The organism is Pantoea sp. C1E2 (assembly GCF_056491465.1).
Window position 1 is genome coordinate 271,990 of record NZ_JBSZHT010000004.1, and the last position, 16,878, is coordinate 288,867.

23 protein-coding genes are annotated in these 16,878 nt (G+C 50.2%); 12 read left to right on the forward strand and 11 right to left on the reverse strand.

The window, feature by feature from the left end:
• Positions 1–3: 3 nt before the first annotated feature.
• Positions 4–942: an AraC family transcriptional regulator gene (locus tag ACXI0A_RS22730; RefSeq protein ID WP_479485297.1), complete on the reverse strand. Its 939-nt coding sequence runs from the start codon at positions 940–942 to the stop codon at positions 4–6.
• Positions 943–1,050: 108 nt separating this feature from the next.
• On the opposite strand from ACXI0A_RS22730, the gene ACXI0A_RS22735 reads away from it, so the two are divergent.
• Complete coding sequence (locus tag ACXI0A_RS22735; protein ID WP_476146978.1) at positions 1,051–1,887, forward strand: oxidoreductase; 837 nt, start codon at positions 1,051–1,053, stop codon at positions 1,885–1,887.
• Between the two features lie 91 nt (positions 1,888–1,978).
• Here ACXI0A_RS22735 and ACXI0A_RS22740 read toward each other — a convergent pair whose 3' ends face one another.
• Both ACXI0A_RS22740 and ACXI0A_RS22745 read right to left on the reverse strand, forming a co-directional pair.
• A complete protein-coding gene (locus ACXI0A_RS22740) occupies positions 1,979–2,305 on the reverse strand; it encodes a helix-turn-helix domain-containing protein (RefSeq protein WP_476146976.1) in 327 nt (108 codons plus the stop codon).
• Positions 2,298–2,681 (reverse strand): type II toxin-antitoxin system RelE/ParE family toxin, encoded by a 384-nt coding sequence (locus ACXI0A_RS22745; protein ID WP_224933075.1) that lies wholly within the window; start codon positions 2,679–2,681, stop codon positions 2,298–2,300. Before ACXI0A_RS22745 ends, ACXI0A_RS22740 begins: the two co-directional genes overlap by 8 nt.
• Before the next feature lie 280 nt (positions 2,682–2,961).
• On the opposite strand from ACXI0A_RS22745, the gene ycgZ reads away from it, so the two are divergent.
• The 3 genes from ycgZ (at position 2,962) to ACXI0A_RS22760 (ending at position 4,534) form a co-directional block, all read left to right on the forward strand.
• Complete coding sequence (ycgZ, locus tag ACXI0A_RS22750) at positions 2,962–3,207, forward strand: regulatory protein YcgZ (protein ID WP_224933074.1); 246 nt, start codon at positions 2,962–2,964, stop codon at positions 3,205–3,207.
• A 124-nt stretch (positions 3,208–3,331) separates the two neighbouring features.
• On the forward strand, positions 3,332–3,622 hold the full coding sequence (locus tag ACXI0A_RS22755) for a hypothetical protein (RefSeq protein ID WP_476146973.1): 291 nt from the start codon (positions 3,332–3,334) through the stop codon (positions 3,620–3,622).
• A 375-nt stretch (positions 3,623–3,997) separates the two neighbouring features.
• The gene (locus ACXI0A_RS22760; RefSeq protein ID WP_476146971.1) at positions 3,998–4,534 is read left to right on the forward strand and encodes an isochorismatase family protein; all 537 of its coding nucleotides are present in this window, start codon (positions 3,998–4,000) and stop codon (positions 4,532–4,534) included.
• 202 nt (positions 4,535–4,736) lie between these two features.
• Here the strand turns inward: ACXI0A_RS22760 and ACXI0A_RS22765 are convergent, their stop codons facing one another.
• On the reverse strand, positions 4,737–5,087 hold the full coding sequence (locus ACXI0A_RS22765; protein WP_476146969.1) for a DUF3147 family protein: 351 nt from the start codon (positions 5,085–5,087) through the stop codon (positions 4,737–4,739).
• A 9-nt stretch (positions 5,088–5,096) separates the two neighbouring features.
• Positions 5,097–5,372, reverse strand: a complete 276-nt coding sequence (locus ACXI0A_RS22770; protein WP_476146967.1) for a metal-sensing transcriptional repressor — start codon at positions 5,370–5,372, stop codon at positions 5,097–5,099.
• A gap of 115 nt (positions 5,373–5,487) precedes the next feature.
• On the opposite strand from ACXI0A_RS22770, the gene ACXI0A_RS22775 reads away from it, so the two are divergent.
• Positions 5,488–6,486, forward strand: coding sequence for a nickel/cobalt efflux transporter (locus ACXI0A_RS22775; RefSeq protein ID WP_476146965.1), 999 nt, complete (start codon positions 5,488–5,490; stop codon positions 6,484–6,486).
• Positions 6,487–6,498: 12 nt separating this feature from the next.
• Positions 6,499–6,675, forward strand: a complete 177-nt coding sequence (locus ACXI0A_RS22780) for a DUF1289 domain-containing protein (protein ID WP_476146963.1) — start codon at positions 6,499–6,501, stop codon at positions 6,673–6,675.
• On the opposite strand, the gene ACXI0A_RS22785 is transcribed toward ACXI0A_RS22780, so the two are convergent.
• Positions 6,676–7,548 carry a LysR substrate-binding domain-containing protein gene (locus ACXI0A_RS22785; RefSeq protein ID WP_476146961.1) on the reverse strand — a complete coding sequence of 291 codons (873 nt, stop codon included), beginning with the start codon at positions 7,546–7,548 and terminating at the stop codon, positions 6,676–6,678. It abuts the gene before it with no gap.
• Positions 7,549–7,743: 195 nt separating this feature from the next.
• Here ACXI0A_RS22785 and ACXI0A_RS22790 point away from each other — a divergent pair, with 195 nt between their 5' ends.
• On the forward strand, positions 7,744–8,286 hold the full coding sequence (locus ACXI0A_RS22790) for a YbhB/YbcL family Raf kinase inhibitor-like protein (protein WP_476146959.1): 543 nt from the start codon (positions 7,744–7,746) through the stop codon (positions 8,284–8,286).
• 35 nt (positions 8,287–8,321) lie between these two features.
• On the opposite strand, the gene ACXI0A_RS22795 is transcribed toward ACXI0A_RS22790, so the two are convergent.
• Positions 8,322–9,185, reverse strand: coding sequence for a substrate-binding domain-containing protein (locus ACXI0A_RS22795; protein WP_476146957.1), 864 nt, complete (start codon positions 9,183–9,185; stop codon positions 8,322–8,324).
• A 118-nt stretch (positions 9,186–9,303) separates the two neighbouring features.
• The gene (locus ACXI0A_RS22800; protein WP_476146955.1) at positions 9,304–9,945 is read right to left on the reverse strand and encodes a LysE family transporter; all 642 of its coding nucleotides are present in this window, start codon (positions 9,943–9,945) and stop codon (positions 9,304–9,306) included.
• Positions 9,946–10,089: 144 nt separating this feature from the next.
• Here ACXI0A_RS22800 and ACXI0A_RS22805 point away from each other — a divergent pair, with 144 nt between their 5' ends.
• Positions 10,090–10,479, forward strand: coding sequence for a VOC family protein (locus tag ACXI0A_RS22805; RefSeq protein WP_224933062.1), 390 nt, complete (start codon positions 10,090–10,092; stop codon positions 10,477–10,479).
• A 46-nt stretch (positions 10,480–10,525) separates the two neighbouring features.
• Here ACXI0A_RS22805 and ACXI0A_RS22810 read toward each other — a convergent pair whose 3' ends face one another.
• A complete protein-coding gene (locus tag ACXI0A_RS22810) occupies positions 10,526–10,879 on the reverse strand; it encodes a DUF1428 domain-containing protein (RefSeq protein ID WP_224933061.1) in 354 nt (117 codons plus the stop codon).
• Between the two features lie 178 nt (positions 10,880–11,057).
• Here ACXI0A_RS22810 and ACXI0A_RS22815 point away from each other — a divergent pair, with 178 nt between their 5' ends.
• From ACXI0A_RS22815 to ACXI0A_RS22830, 4 genes are all read left to right on the forward strand, one after another.
• Positions 11,058–11,741: a RipA family octameric membrane protein gene (locus ACXI0A_RS22815; protein ID WP_476146952.1), complete on the forward strand. Its 684-nt coding sequence runs from the start codon at positions 11,058–11,060 to the stop codon at positions 11,739–11,741.
• Between the two features lie 100 nt (positions 11,742–11,841).
• Positions 11,842–12,369: an outer membrane lipoprotein Blc gene (gene blc / locus ACXI0A_RS22820; RefSeq protein WP_476146950.1), complete on the forward strand. Its 528-nt coding sequence runs from the start codon at positions 11,842–11,844 to the stop codon at positions 12,367–12,369.
• A gap of 452 nt (positions 12,370–12,821) precedes the next feature.
• Positions 12,822–13,370, forward strand: a complete 549-nt coding sequence (locus tag ACXI0A_RS22825) for a hypothetical protein (RefSeq protein WP_476146949.1) — start codon at positions 12,822–12,824, stop codon at positions 13,368–13,370.
• A gap of 431 nt (positions 13,371–13,801) precedes the next feature.
• Complete coding sequence (locus tag ACXI0A_RS22830) at positions 13,802–15,517, forward strand: ATP-binding cassette domain-containing protein (protein WP_476146947.1); 1,716 nt, start codon at positions 13,802–13,804, stop codon at positions 15,515–15,517.
• A gap of 89 nt (positions 15,518–15,606) precedes the next feature.
• Here the strand turns inward: ACXI0A_RS22830 and ACXI0A_RS22835 are convergent, their stop codons facing one another.
• Together ACXI0A_RS22835 and ACXI0A_RS22840 are read right to left on the reverse strand one after the other, a co-directional pair.
• Positions 15,607–16,410: an anti-sigma factor family protein gene (locus ACXI0A_RS22835; protein WP_476146945.1), complete on the reverse strand. Its 804-nt coding sequence runs from the start codon at positions 16,408–16,410 to the stop codon at positions 15,607–15,609.
• Positions 16,407–16,874: a sigma-70 family RNA polymerase sigma factor gene (locus ACXI0A_RS22840; RefSeq protein WP_476147156.1), complete on the reverse strand. Its 468-nt coding sequence runs from the start codon at positions 16,872–16,874 to the stop codon at positions 16,407–16,409. The genes ACXI0A_RS22835 and ACXI0A_RS22840 overlap by 4 nt, the downstream gene beginning before the upstream one ends.
• Positions 16,875–16,878: the final 4 nt, after the last annotated feature.

A 16,878-nucleotide genomic window follows, 5' to 3' on the forward strand; every position in this document is an offset into this window, starting at 1 on the left:
GCCCTAATGCGAAGAGACGAACGCAGAAGCCTGTTGTGCAGGTGGCACCGCGAAATTGCGCTGCATGCGTTTGATCTCCTCCGCAGGCGGCAGCCCGAAAAGACGTTTAAATTCCCGGTTAAACTGCGATGCGCTTTCATAACCCACCGCAAGGCTCGCCGAGGCCGCAGTCATCTCCTGACGCACCATTAGCATTCGCGCCTGATACAAGCGTACCGATTTCACGTATTGCATCGGTGACTGCTGCGTGATGGTTTTGAAATGCGCACTGAAGGTCGGCACGCTCATGCCTGCTTCACCCGCCAACTGCGCAAGATTGAGCGACTGGGCATAGCAGGCATGAATATGCCGCAACGCTTTCCCCACTTTGCCGAATTGCCCCTGTAATGTCAGCGCCGCACGCAATGCCTGACCTTGTGCACCCGTCAACACACGGTAATAGAGTTCACGTACCAGTGCTGGACCAAGGATCTGTGCATCGAGTGGATGGCTGAGAGCGGTCAGGAAGCGCAAGACTGAATCACGCAGCGGCTGATCCATAGGACTCGACATCATGCTCTGCGCCGCTTTGGCCGAGAAAGGAATCTGTTGCTGCTCTAATTCCAATAACAATGCTGTCGCCAGACTGAAATCAAGGTGCATGTAGATTGCCAGCAACGGGTGTTCTGCGCTGGCAGCGGTTTCCATGGTGAAAGGGACCGGCACAGAAACCGCCAGATAATGCTGCTCATCGTACAAGTAGACTTGATCGCCGAAGAAACCGCGCTTAGTGCCCTGACAGACAATCACAATGCCGGGATCGTAAAGCACCGGCGTGCGCGCTAATGGTCGATCAGAACGCAAAATGCGCACTTCTGAGAGTTCGTTCAGATTGTAACCCTCATGTGGCGCGAGCTTTTTGAGCAATTCTACCGTGCGTCGTTGCACCTCTGAATCAACCACTACTTCCTCTCACTCATAAGATTAGGCAATAAAAGCAGAAGATACGGCCTTATAGCGCGAACCTCCAGAGAATATTATGCATGCATCATTCACGTAGGGAGAAAAACGATGCTCACCTCTAAAACGCTTTTGATTACCGGTGTTAGCAGTGGTTTCGGTCGCGCGCTGGCGCTGGAAGCCCTGGAAAAAGGCTATCGCGTGATCGGGACGGTGCGAAATGTTGAAGCCAAATTGGCATTTGAACAACTCCATCCGCAAAATGCACTGGCGTTTGAACTCGATGTCACTCATTTCGCTGCTATTGATGATCTTATTGTCGACATTGAAGCTAAGCAGGGCCCGATCGATGTTTTGGTCAATAACGCGGGTTACGGACACGAAGGGATTATGGAGGAGTCCTCGCTGGAGGAGATGCGCCGACAGTTTGACGTCAACGTATTTGGCGCTGTGGCGATGACCAAAGCCGTAGTGCCCTTCATGCGCCAACGCCGTCGTGGGCATATTATCAATATCACCTCGATGGGCGGGTATATCACCATGCCAGGCATAAGCTACTACTGCGGCAGTAAGTTTGCACTGGAAGGGATTTCTGAAACTCTTAGCAAAGAGCTAACGGGATTTAATATTCATGTGACGGCTGTTGCCCCAGGTTCATTCCGCACTGACTGGGCAGGCCGTTCCATGGTGCGCAGTTCACGCAGCATCAGTGATTATGACGCACTCTTCGACCCCATTCGTCAGGCGCGTGAAGAAAAAAGTGGCAAGCAGTTAGGCGATCCACAGAAAGCGGCGCGCGCGATGCTGAGGGTCATTGAGAGTGATAACCCTCCTGCGCATTTGCTGCTGGGTAGCGATGCATTGAAGTTGGTGCAGGATAAACTTGCTGCGATGAGTGCAGAGATCGACGCGTGGGAAACGCTGACACGTTCAACAGATGGTGATTAGTGACCTTTTCAGGAATGTAATAATAATTAGAACATTGGCGGGCTCTAACAATAAATAATGAATTTAAAGCCCCAATTTAGGGGCTTTGGTATCACTGAAGAACACTTAAACCTTTACGATCAATAATATTGAGCAAACGCAGCGCCGCGCCGTTCGGCTTTTTTTCTTCTCGTTCCCATTTGATAATCGTGGCGACTGACATTCCAACGCAAGCCGCCAGCATTGCTTGACTCAAGTCCAAGCGCTCACGCAATTCTTTAATAGCTTGGCCCGACATCATAGGCAGAACAGGAAGTGCCGCTCGCAACTCGCGCAATCTTACCCTTGAGTCGATTTTTTCTTTAAGATCATCAGAGATAACGCCAATTTCATTGAAATCACGCGCGATTTCCTGAAGATCTTTAAGGTGATTAACCATCACACTGCACCTCTCGCATTTTCCCCGCCCTTATAGCTCGTCTTGCTTGTTCAGTGGTGAGGTTGAATAACTCTTTGGCAACTTGCTTATAAAGTAGCAGTTCGGTTTCTGTCATTTCTCGTATTGTACTTTTGACTGCTGACTTAGCATACCCATTTACAAAGAAGAGGTGCTTATCAATTTTGAAAGCAATGACAGCTCTGGCACCACTACTTTTACCTTTGGCTAAGGGGATGCGTTTCTTATATACCCCACCGCCTAAATTTGCTTCATATCGGCCCGCGATAACTTCTAGCGCTGCAATGCATAGCTTTGCATCGTCAATCCCATCAGCTTTGGTATTTCTGTCGAATGGTTTTAAAACATAAATTGCCATGGCGTCTCCTGACTGTGATTCGAATAGGACGATCCTTGTCCACACATGCAATCTCTATGATACCAAGTATCATAGGTTAACTCAATCTCTATCTTATTGGCCCAGACATCAACTTTGAGTGCTCCTAGAAAAGGGCTTTACATAAGCATATGTAATTAATGCACTAGCACTTTTTGCACAAAACCCATCCTGATGTTTCGCCATATTCCTGTACAACCTGCTCAACTTTGTATAACTTTACTGGGCTTTGTGCTCATTAGTTAACCTGGAGGATGGAACCATGCGTCAGGACAGAAACCCTTCATCAGCGTCGTCTGCAATTACTCGTTATTTCAATGAAGCCTCCCTGCCTTCTCAGCAGGAAACCTTAGGGCTGATCGTCGGCGAAATACTGCGTTCCGGGCGTTCGCTGAGTCGTAAAACGATCTGTACTAAACTAATTTGCCGATTGGAACAGGCCAATAGTTCAGAAGAAGAACTGCACTACCAGCAATTAATTGGCCTGATGTTTACCACCGAACGGTAATCCTGAGAACTTGCGCACTGACCTGGCATCGGACAAAGTGGCTTCCGCCTCATAGTTGTTCCACGTTAGACTGAATCCACTTTGTTACCTGTCGCAGGTTTGTTGCGGTAACCAGAGAACGTGTATGAACAGAAGTGAAGATGAAAGATTGGCGGACATTGTCATGGGCGATGCCGTGTTACAACTTTTGCAAAATAAGGGGCCTGTTTCCAATAGCTCCTTGCTCGATAAGTTACGTCTAATGGCATCGATAGAACCTGATGCTAGCCGCCAAAAAGCTTTAAGACGCGCCATGGCAGAAGTAATGAACAACATGCAATCTTCCCGTCAGGAAAGCGTGGCGCTCAAAGACACCAATAACGTCACGCACATTTTTCGTCATCGTGACAATACGGGCAAAGACACACAGCATTAAAACCGGCTACATCTGCCGCATTCCACTTGTTAAACGTACTTCATTGATGGCTGCGATGATAATTAATCGCAGCCATTTTTTTGCTGCAAAATGTACTCTTGAGATTGTAAAACGCGATGCTGTAGCCGTTTTACATCCGAAAGATAAATAAGCAAGGATTCTGTGTGATGTTGTGATAACTTCAGTCTTCTTACTTATTCTGTCGCGAACCTATCATGCCCCGGATCATTACGTTGACTACAGGCACAACCATCACCGCATTCGGCGGCGGCTTGGGTACATCTGTAGCGAAAACGTAAGCGTACAGAATCCTCGCCCCGTCAACCAATGGACGGGGATAGTCTCCGTTCATCACTCAGTGAAAGGAGACACAGCATGCCATCCCCAGGTAAAAAAGCATTATTGATTGTCGATATGCAGCACGGTCTGTTTTATGCGCCCCAACAACCGTTTGGCGCTGAGAAATTGCTCGCCAATATCAATATCTTGATTAGCCGAGCGCGCGACAAGAAAGCCCCCATTTTCGCCGCACGTCATACCGGGCCAGAAGGTTCACCCCTTGCTGAGAGCAGTCCACTCACAGAGCTTATTCCACAGCTGGCGATAGATGCCGAGTCGGATGATGTGTTTGTGAAGCGCTACCCAAACTGCCTCCGAGACACCACGCTACTGACGTCGCTACAACAAGCCGGTATTGAAGAACTGGTGATTTGTGGCATGAAAACAGAATATTGCGTGGATACCACCTGTCGCGCGGCAGCGGATTTAGGCTTTCAGGTCACGTTAATAAGCGATGCACACAGCACGACAGATAATGGGCTGATTAGCGCTTCCCAGATCATTGCGCATCACAACCACACATTATCCGGGCCGTTTGTTCAACTGGCGACGACGGCTGACGCTGAGTTTTGAATACCGGGCGCGGTGAGTAACGCGCCCTATACGCAATAACGTGCGTCCGCAGAGAAAAAGCGGGCGCAGTATGAGAAGAACCGCCCTACTAACGCCTTGAAATTGTGCAAGCATGCCATCCTCGTCTTGATCGCGACCCTGAGCATCGCTGGCTCAGTGAAAGCATCAAAGCGCATTTTCGCCTGCGGGATGAAGTTTGAAGCTACATCAGTTCGATGCCAAATCGCTTCAGCAGCGTTGCCCAAAGAAAAAACAGCAATATGGTTAATACACAACTCGCCACCAACGTAGGCCAAAACCCCCAGCGCTGATAAAGAAATGGGAAAGCGACAAACATTGGCAAGGTTGGCACCACGTACCAAAAGGTATACCAGGCATGGCTGGCGATCTTGGCCTGACTTTGGCCTTCCAGTTTCATCCAGATCAGTACTAATACGGTGACCAGCGGTAGCGCCGCAATCAGTCCTCCCAGACGATCGCTGCGTTTCGCCACCTCAGAGATCAACACCACCATGCCCGCCGTGATGGCATATTTCACGATTAACCACAGCATGGTGAGCTCCTACTTCAAATACGAACGGATTACGTTAACGATCTCTTCCAAATCCTGACTGCGTTCTGCTTCGGTAGCAGCGTCATTCATCAGGTGCTCTTTGATATGTCCTTCCAGCAGCTCAGCCATCAGGCCGTTCACTGCGCCGCGTACCGCCGCCACCTGCTGTAACACCTTGAGGCACTCTTCGCCTGATTCCAGGGCTTTCTCTAATGAAGCGGCCTGTCCTTTTATGCGCCTGACGCGCGTAAGCAGACTCTTCTGATGCTTGAGTGTATGGCCCATTCTCGGCTCCTGTTGATCTTAATATATACTGGGGTATAGTATATTTTCTTTGAATTTTTAGATTTTACGGCACTGCAATGCCGCTTTCAACTTATCACGACACGGGATGCCTTCCATGAATGATTTCGCTGCCCTGCTGAGCCAGGGCACGTCTAACGCGTTGCTGTTTATCCCCAGCGCCATCTTGCTTGGCGCTTTGCATGGCCTGGAGCCGGGTCACTCTAAGACGATGATGGCGGCATTTATCGTCGCCATTCGAGGTAGTGTTCGCCAGGCGGTGATATTGGGTCTCGCTGCTACCTTGTCACATACGGCGGTCGTATGGTTGATTGCGATGGGTGGGATGTATATCAGTCGGCAGTTTACCGCCGAAGCTGCCGAGCCCTGGCTGCAGCTGGTTTCTGGCGTCATTATCATTGCAACAGCCGTCTGGATGTTCTGGCGTACCTGGTCTGAGGCGCAAGCGTGGCACCAGCACCACGATCACCAGCACGGATCTCAGCATCATCATGAGCACGGGCATCATGAACATCACCATGAGCAAGGGCATCATGAGCATGAACATCACTATGAGCAAGAACATCACCATGAACAAAACCATCATCATGAGCACGGGCGTCATGAGCATCACCATGTACACAGCCATCATCATGAGCACGGGCATCACCATGAACACAGTCATCAGCATGAGCATCATCCCGAATTAGCCGGGTTTGCTGAAGGTTCTCAAGAATACCAGGATGCACACGAGCGCGCGCACGCAGAGGATATCCGCCTACGCTTTGACGGCCGTGAAGTTAGCAACCTGCAGATTCTTCTCTTCGGCCTGACAGGAGGGCTGATTCCCTGCCCCGCAGCGATCACGGTTCTCCTTCTTTGCCTGCAGGTGAAACAGTTCAGCCTGGGTGCGGTACTGGTGGTGTGTTTCAGCATCGGCCTGGCGCTTACGCTGGTTACCGTTGGCGTTGGCGCTGCACTAAGCGTTCGCCATGTCACCCGACGCTGGAAAGGTTTCGCCGATATCGCGCGCCGAGCGCCCTACTTCTCTAGTGCCCTCATTGCCATCGTGGGTGTCTATATGATGTTCCACGGCTATAGCGGCCTTTCCCAGTAAGGAATATTTTCTATGTCAGTGAAATCGCCTTGTATCGATGTATGTATTTTTGAAGGGAAAAACGGCTGGTGTCGTGCCTGTGGACGCACACGTAAAGAGGCGCAGGAGTGGCGTAAAATGTCACCTTATCACCGCAAGGCGATTGAGCGTGCATTGAAAGATCGCGTTGCGACGTTACAAATAAAATAGTCAGGCGTGTCGTTCAATCATGCGCACCAGCTTATTCACTGCGGGTGTACGTTCACGTTTGCGATATAAGAACCAGATCGATGAAGGAATAACGGCACCGGGTATTTCGCGATAAGTGATACCCGGCAATTTTAGTTGAGTCACCAGGATAGCCGGTATAACCGCAACACCGTTACCTAATGCAACATTCGCCAGCACTTCATTTAAACTGCCCGCCGACCAACTGCGGCTCAGAATAAAACCACCGCGCTGGGCAAAGGTCACGGTGCCAGAAGCCTGTTCGGGCAAAATAAAAGTCTCTCCTTTAAGTTGCGCGGGTTCGATGGGTTGGTCTTGCGCAACCAGCGGGTGATTATCTGGCAACGCCAACGCGAAATGATCCTGTTCGACTTCTATATATCCAACATCGGCAGGCAACGGCACAGGACCGCGCACGAAGGCAACATCGATGGTGCGTTCACTGACCTGAGTGGCCAGTGTATCCATCACTGATTCACGTGCATTGATTGAAATATCCGGCGCGCTGGCGCTAAAGCGCGTTAATAATCGCGTTAAAATGCCCGACAACAGCGCTGATGCAACATAGCCCACGCGGATATAGCCGCGTTCACCGCGCGCGGCACTTCGCACGCGGGCTTTGGCCTGTTCCGCATGTTGTAAAGTTTCGCGTGCTTCCTGCTGGAAAATTTCTCCAATCTGCGTCAGTTCTACCTTGCGTTGAGTTCGATAAAATAACGGCGCCCCTAATTCTTCCTCTAATTGATTAATCTGCACTGATAGCGTCGGTGTAGAAATATTCAGATTCTCTGCCGCTACGCCATAATGCAACGTTTTTGCCAGTTCCAGAAAATAACGCAGGTGCCGCAATTCCACGTTTCATCTCCTTGTTACTTTGCCTAATGAACATACCGATCATTACCTGAAGCGGTAATTTCAGCAATAAAAATGTTGTTAGGTTTAACCTAACAATAACTCTAATACCATTTATTGATTGGTCACCGTGATGGATTCAAGCTGTTGTGCTTTTACCACGTTGCACGCACAACCCACCCCTGATGAGGAGCAACAATGAAGAAGTTAATCACCGTACTCTGTTTAAGCAGCCTGCCGCTGTTAGCCCATGCGGCGGAGTTCTCGCTGAAATCGGCTGACTTTGCCGATAACGGCGTGATGAAGAAAGCATTGGGTGGCAACGATAAGCACAACCTGTCTTGTAGCGGCGAAAACATCTCGCCCGCTCTCAACTGGTCCAATCCGCCCGCAGGCACTCAAAGTTATGTGCTTCTGCTTACCGATCCGGCTGGCGCCAAAGGCTTAGGGGTGACACATATGCTGGCATACAACATTGATGCCACCCGCAAAGCATTCCTGCAGGGTGAATTAAGTAAAGGCGGAGATTTCAGTTATGGCACCAACACGCCTGGCACCCAAAGCTATTATGGTCCTTGCCCACCCGCTGGCGCGGGTTATCACCACTATAACTTTGTGCTGGTGGCAACCGATCTTGCAAAAGGCAGCTTGCCTGCAGGATTGAGCCACACTGAGTTAGTCGCAAAAATGAGAGGCCACGCACTGGGTTCCGCAAGCCTGGTGGGACGCTTAGGCAATTGATTGAAGCGGGTCGCCGGCCTGGCGACCCCGCTGAATCAGTGACGAATCGCACAACCACACTGCGACATTTCACCCGGCACATATTTACCGTGATGGGAGTGGCGCACCTGCAACTCACCCTGCTGCCAGTCGTTGCCAGTATCCACAAGTTTTTCAAGTAAGCGATTCAGTGCTTCGTTGACCAGCAAATCACGACGCTGAGCCCAAGTGGTGAGATGCCAGGTGGAGGCGCGCGCTTCATCTACATCGTCAAAGCCGACGACTGCCACGTGTGCACCCTGCCCAAAATCGCGCACGGCCTGCAATGCGCCAAACGCGAGCACATCACTCTCACAGAACAAGGCGTTAATCCGTTCCGCAGCACGTGTCTTCTTCAGATAGGTCATCATTGCCTGATAGGCCAATTCGCGATCGTTAGCCCCTGCCGCCAGCTGAATGTTCAGCGCTTTGTGTTCCGCCTCAAGGCTGGAAACCAGTCCTGCCATTTGACGCGCGGGTTCGGCCTGCTCCTGGGTGTGCATAAAGCCAAAGCGCTGATGCCCTTGAGATAACAACAGCAAGCCCATCTCGGCGCCCGCATCGAATCCGTCTGCTAACACTACATTGGCGCGGCCTTCACGACTTTGGCTCAAATGCACCGTCGCCACATGGGGCAATATTTCTGCTGCGGTCTTTAACTCATCGTCAAAAAGGGAGGTCAGAAACACCAGCCCCGCCAGCGGGAAAGATGCGGCATTATGCAACGTCCGTTGATAGCTTTCTGGTGAATCAACATTCAATAACAGCGTCACTAAACCACGCGCATTTAACTGGCGCGTCATTTCATTCAGCACCGTGACGGTATTAGGGTTGGTGAATTCATCGCTGACGATACCGATGATATTGGGATTTACTGCCATGAACGGGCTCTCCTGCAACTTAGCGTGCGGTCATTATTTTGTAGGTAACGTAAGACATCTCACGTTACCCGAATAACCCGCTATCGCCAATCATCAGACTTGCTGCCCATTCTGATTTTTAACGTCGGGTCATGGCGAGGCGAATCCCCAGGCCAATGAAGGTCACACCGACGATACGATCTAACAGCTTTTGCAGCGTGACATTGCGAGATACCGCACTCGCAGCACCGCCCGCCAGCAGGGCAAACATCACATCAGTGATCAGTCCAATCACTGCATAGGTCAGTCCCAATACCAGGAATGAACTCGCATGATAATCACCATCGACCACCACGAATTGCGGGAAGAAAGAAATGAAAAACAGCAGTACCTTTGGATTAGTGATGGACGTAATAAAACCTCGTAATAATAGATTACATGTATTAGTACGCGGAACCTGAACCTGAGAGCTGCTTTCCTGCGATTTGGTGATGAAAGTTTCCCACACCATCTTGCTGCCTAAATAAATAAGATAAGCAGCCCCGATATATTTAATCACTGTAAATAACATCGGCGAGGCGGTGATTAACGCCGTTAAGCCTATTGCACTGGCCAATGCATGAGTACAGCTTCCTAGCGCCACACCACTCGCCGATATCACGCCGCTTCGGCGTCCGTTGGCCATGCTTTGCCCGACAACATACGCGAGGTCCGGACCCGGCGTGATACACAGCAGGAATACCGAAATGAGGAACAGGGGAAAATGGATGATATCCAGCATATTAACTCCTTGTCGATGTGGGATTTGATTGTATCGTGATGACGTCAGATATCCATTTCTAATATTGAGCACGTATTGCGCCAAACGTAATTTTGACCCGCTACAGTTTATCACAGGCATTACATTTAACTTCGAGGATAAACGGTGACATCAATAACACTTCGTGTGGCGCGCCCGGTTTCAAATTTGGCGTTGAGCCGGGATATGTATAGTCAGGGTTTGCGTCTGAATATTCTTGGTTCGTTTGAAGGCCACCAGGGATTCAATGGCGTCATGTTAGGCGGTGTGGGGCTGGCCTGGCATCTTGAATTTACTGAATGCATAGAACATCCGATCATCCCACGGCCCACGCCAGAAGACTTATTAGTTATGTATCAACCGGTTCAGGAAAAATGGCTGCAGATTTGCCAACAGATGGCCGCAAGCGGATTCAAACAGGTGACTTCTTTTAATCCTTATTGGGAACAACAAGGACATACTTACGAGGATCATGATGGCTATCGCACCGTTATTCAGTGTCAGCAATGGCCCTAAATTAACGGTTTAAGCGTGATCAGGGCGCCTAAGCGCCCTTTGGCTTTTACTCTTCCAGTAATACAGAGAAGCCGCCGTAAATCATCCTTTTACCATCAAAAGGCATGTTTTCGCCCATCTCTTTCATTCGCGGATCGGACATCATTTTCTGATTGGCCGCATCACGCACTTCGCGTGAGGGATATTCAATCCAGCTGAATACCACCGTTTCACCCTCTTCCGCTTTTACCGACATATAAAAATCCGTGAGCTTGCCTTCGGGCACGTCATCTGCCCAGCACTCCACAATGCGTGTTGCCCCAAACTCTTTAAACAGCGGCGCCGCTTTGGCCGCCATAGCACGGTAATCCTCTTTATTGACTTCCGGAACCGCAACGACAAAACCATCTACGTACGACATAGGCTATTCCTCCGTCGTGCTGTACACGGCCGACACTGACCGCAGAGTAAAGTGTACAAATGATGTGCAAATTGTGAGCAACTGCAGTGCTCAAACTGCGTGTTGTCTCGCAGATTCCTGCCTGAGGCTGAAATTGCGTTACACTGTGCACCTCGATAGTTACGCCATCAGGATAGTTATGCGCATTACCATTGAATCGGCCGATCAGCCATTCATTCACCGTTTGCTCGGTGAAGAGATAGAGCAGGTGGATACCCAATCCAGCGACACGCGTTTGCAACAAGCCCTCGACATCGCTCGCCAACAGAAAAATCACGAAGCGGAACTCGACTGGAAACGCAATGCGGTATTTTTAGCGCTGTTTATTTTCCTCTATGCCGTTTTGGGCGCGTCGCTGACGCTGGATCTCACCGCACAAGCACCCAGCCACAAAAGTTTGGTGTATGCGTTGGAAGCTGTTCCCGTGCTGATCGCGTTTTCCGGTTTGTTTGTTTCATTGTTATTTCTGTTCTTCACCCGCAGTAGCGCACGTCGCCTGCGCAGTTGGGATCAGGGCATATTTGTGCTGGAAAAATATGCTGGCACCAATCTCTACAAGCAAATCAATGAGATGGGGGCTCGCACCACCAACTATTCACAGTCGTCCATTAACGTTGCGCTTGCCCTGTTCATTTGTGTGACCTGGGTGGTGATGTACAACTACTTTACCTTCACCACCAGTGGCGTGATAGGTAGCGTAATTTCCTTGTTCATCACCACCATGACCTACGTGATTCTCGATATTCAGTTGCTGAAATCAGGCACATCTATCGCCATTGATGAGCCGCTGCTCCCCGCTGATGAAGAGAAAGAGAAGAAATAACGCCATGCATCAGGTGGCCTGAGGGCCGCCTTGTTTTTTATTGCCTATAATCATGCTGACATATCCTTTGATACGGATCAGGATCGATTAAGGAGCAGTAATGAAATTATGGCCAATCGCCGCACTCGCCGCGTTATCGTTAACGCTCGTTGCCTGTAAATCCCCGACGCCACCGAAAGGTGTCACGCCCATCAGCCCTTTTGATGCCAACCGCTATTTGGGCAAATGGTACGAAATTGCCCGTCTGGATCATCGCTTTGAGCGCGGCAAAGATCATGTCACCGCCACTTACACTCCTCGCAACGATGGCGGCATAACCGTGCTGAATCGTGGATATGATCCGGTTGAAAAGGAGTGGAGTGAGAGCGAGGGCAAAGCTTATTTTACCGGTAAATCAAATACCGCAGCGCTCAAAGTCTCCTTCTTTGGCCCGTTCTATGGCGGCTATAACGTGATTGCATTGGATGATGATTACCAATATGCGTTGGTGAGTGGTCCAAATCGCGGTTATTTATGGATTTTGTCGCGAGAGCCTAAAATTCCGGAACAGGTGAAAAAGCAGTATCTGGCAATCGCTCAAAGACTTGGGTTTAATGTTGATAAGCTCATCTGGGTGGATCAGGGTTAAAAGTGCACTCAGGGACAACGTAAATTTAATCTCCCATCACTGCTTTGTTCAGCATAACCAGGCTTAGATACTGGTTATGCTGCAGTGTTGGTGTGTACAACAGTGAATTAGCGCACTCCTAAGCACTTACTGTCTTACAAAGCCTCACTGCTTAATCCTTATTCGACAAACGAGACAAACCTCGTAATTTCAGCAACTGAATGATTGAATTAAGTCCTTATATATTAAGCATATGACCTTCTATGCATTAATTGCATTTACCCCTGCAGTCTTGCCCTCTCAAAAAACCTGCTAAAATACCTCATCGTCTGAATTTTTATGCGCATCAAGCACCATTTAATTAAATAGCAAAATCGCCAGCCTTTCTTATTTATCTATCAATACGTTGAGTCAACGCATCAGGCCGCTGTTAACTTTTTTTTCATTATCTCATTGCAAGTAGTGAGGGAAAAATGAATGAAATAACAGGAGGATACCCTGGAATAAGCTTAAAATTATTATGGGGTTTTCTGGTTCTATCCGCGCTACTTTCGCTCTGCTGTTCCGCGAGCGAGGTTAACCTTTATTCAATTAATACAGGATCCTTTGTTTATCACCTGACGGATAATCATGGACAATATACTGAAAACTTTGAAAATAACTTCTTCTCTGTTGAAAGAAAGTTGTCCGAAGACTCTACTTATAGCGTGCTGATAGGCACCATGAAAAATAGCTTTGACGATCGCTGCCTTGCTTTAGGCGTCAGAAAAGACTGGAAAACCTGGGATAATGGCTGGACTTTTAAGGGTATTTACGGCTACACCGGTGAGTTTTTTTTCGATGCATTTAAGGATTGTGGCGATCACGGTTCCTACCATGACTTCAAAAAAGCCACCGGAATAGGGTTCTCACCCTATATTTATCATGGCTTTCAATATAATTTCACACCCTACTTCGGCATTGAATCGGGGATTATTATCCCTTCAGTATTTGTCATCACCATTCAATGGAGCTTCAGATAAACACTGAACTCTTTAATTTAAAGTGCTGACTTTTCAAGCCAGTCAACATTTTCAGTAACAATCCAGAAAGGTTGCTTAAGGGTCTACAACTGGGGCCGTAGCGTTCCCCGCATCATATCGTTGTGATCGAGCATTGCCTGTGGCTTCACAACATCTCGAATATTCTGTGGATAATGCCAGTCCAGGTGACTATCATCAACCCACCCTACTCACTACTGATAAATAAGGAGGATTACTATGCCATCGTGTGAATTGTTTATTTACTCACACTTTTATAGTAATTGGCCGCGCTCAGCTATCTCTGCATTCGTGCTGCGATAATCCGCCTGAGCGAAGTTAACTACATTTCATCCCTTCCTCCGGCTTACCGGGTTGTCGTCAGCAGTTTTTGACGTCGGGCGTTCGCACGCCTGCAACTTATGAGTAAGCACATGAGCACATTACTTTCCGCACACGCTGTCGGCTTTGATAACGCCTTCGGTACACTATTTCACGACATCCATTTCAGCCTGAAAAAAGGCGATCGCATTGGCCTGTTGGGTGACAACGGGACGGGGAAAAGCACCCTGCTGAAAATCCTGAGCGGAGAACTTGAAAGCAGCCAGGGCAGCGTTACCTTAGCCAATCACTGTCTTCTGGCGCGAATTGAGCAGCATCTTCCCTCTCAACTCCAGCAAGACACGCTGCTTTCCGGTGTTATTGCACGTCTGCCAGAGCAGCAACAGATCAGTGATGCCTGGCGCGCAGAAGCATTGCTTTCTTCGTTGGGGTTCGATGCTGAACAGCAGACCCAAACGGCAGCCACGTTGAGTGGCGGTCAACACATGCGGCTATTGCTGGCGCGTGCGCTGATCCTTCAGCCCGATCTGCTGTTACTGGATGAACCCAGTAACCATCTGGATCTTCCAACGTTGCTCTGGCTCGAGCAGTTCCTGATAGGTTGGAAAGGCAGCTTTGTGCTGGTGTCACATGACAGTACCTTGCTGGACCAGGTCACCAACTGTAGCTGGATACTGCGCGATCAAACCCTGCAATTCTTCCGTCTGCCCTGCTCTGCAGCACGGCAAGCGCTGGCACAGCAGGATGAAACCGATGCACAACGTTTCCAGGCAGAGCAGAATGAGATTGATCGCGTTGAAAAGAGCGCCAAACGACTGGCGATTTGGGGACGCACCTACGACAACGAAGGGTTGTCACGTAAAGCGCAACAGATGGAAAAGCGCGCCAATTGGTTGAAGGAGGCGCAAACCACCTTGACCGACGGTAGCCTGTGGCGACTCAAACTGCAGGGGGAAGCGTTGGATGCCGATCGCGTTCTGGCCCTGCCTGAGCTGAGCATCCGACCTGCTGACAACGCCCCTGCGTTATTTACATTACCCAACCTTCAGGTCAAAAGCGGCGACCGCATCGCGATCGTTGGTCGCAACGGCAGTGGAAAATCATCACTGCTGCGTCAACTCTGGCTGGAATACCAACGTGAAGCCACCACACTGTTTCACCCGCGCGCAAGGCTTGGTTACTACGATCAAAGCCTCTCGCAGTTGCAGGACAACGAGACTTTAAACGAGGCACTGGCGCATTTCGCACCACTGAGTGACGACCAGCGAAAGATGGCTCTGATAGGCGCTGGATTCCCCTATCTGCGCCATCAGCAATTGGTTGGCTCGTTGAGTGGCGGTGAACGCTCACGTCTGCTGTTTGTTGGGCTGACATTGGCGCGCTACTCGATCTTGCTACTGGATGAGCCCACTAACCATCTCGATATGGTCGGCAAAGAGGAGTTGGCGGAAGCACTCAATCAGTTTGAGGGCGCGGTGCTATTGGTATCGCACGATCGCAATTTGATTGCCAGCAGTTGCAATCGCTTTTGGCTGATACAGGATCAGCAACTGAGCGAATGGCATGAGTTTGCACAAGTCATTGAACTAATGGGGGCCGAACAACCGTCAGAAAAGCCTGTCGCCAGCGTGAAGCCCGTGGCGGCCGAATCGCATATCGACGAGGAGGCACTACTGTTGGCCTTGTGCGATTTAGAAAGCAAGCTGGATGAAGATATGATGCGAAAGCCTAAGCATCAAAAACCGACGCTGCAGACACAATGGCGCGACGAGATTGCGCAGTTGAAACAACTGCTGGGGATCTCGTAAGCGTTCTGCCGATGAAAAGACCCCTACGATGTTTTGATGCAGTGTCGTAGGGGCATAATCGGTGGCGGCTGAAATGTCGCCTTGCACATCTACACCAGAGCGGCGTTCAACACCTGCGCCGCTCTCTTTAACTGATTTGCCGGATTGCGTCCAATCAATACATACTGGTATCCACCGCGATGCCACCACACCAGGTTCATTCCGTGGCGCTTCTCCTGCGCTAATTCACTTTGCTGAGCATGATCTTCCCGCGAAATACACAGCGCCATCGGACCGTAACTGCTGTGATTCCAGGCGATTTGAGTGATTAGCGAATCGTCATAGCGCAGCATACGCACGCTTTTCAAACTTGCTTCAGGTAGCGTCAATTGCTCTGCCGTCAGGCGCAGATCGAGGTCGCGCGCCGTGCGTTGTAATGAACGCGCTAACACCTGTGGGGAGCTGTCGACATCCGCCAGGGTCTCAGGACTGTAGAGCGACATGTATTGTGCTTCCAGCTCCCGAATACGCTCACTTTCGCCCTGTTCGGCTTTCGCTACGGGCCTGGCCCAAAACCCAATCCCGCTGCCCACCAGCAGAAAACTCACTGAGGCAGCGATCAATGCACGACGGCTAACCTGTGCAGCAGCTTTTATCGGCGCGGGCGGCGTGTTTTCGAGCAGATACGACAGCCGTGACTCCATACGTTCCAGCGGTGCGTCATCCAACATTGGCGCGAACGCATCCGCAAAGGGTTGGTTACTTTTCATCAGCTCAGCTGTCCGTGCTGACAGGGTTTCACTGCGCTTTAATTCGGTTTCAAACGCCTGCGCATCCTCCACGCGCATTTCGCCATCCAGCCAGGCAACGATAGCTTCATCGGCATAGGGCGAGGTAAATCGTGGTGCATTCACAAGCGTTTCTCCTTTACCGCAGGCCGCGCTGTCACTGCGCTGGCTAAAGTGGTGCGTGCCGCAGCGAGGCGGCTCATGATGGTTCCAATCGGTACGGCCAGCGTGTCGGCGGCTTCCTGATAGGTGAAGCCCTCGACATAAACTAAAAATACCGCGTTGCGCTGCGCCTCTGGCAACTGCCCGACACGCTGCATCACTTTGGCGTACTGCATGCGCTGTTCATTGTGTTGCTGATGATCGGGAGCGAGCAATTCATCACTCTCCACGAATCCCTGCCCCATGCGGACTCGCTGGGCGCGCAGTTCGTTAATCCACACTGAGCGCAGCGCGGTAAACAGCCAGCGATCGATGCGTGTGCCAGGCGTGTATTGGGCGCTGCGTTCCAGCGCCCGCACACAGGTGGATTGCACCAGTTCTTCGGCCACATCTTTGTTGCGCGATAACACCATCGCATAACGCCACATACGC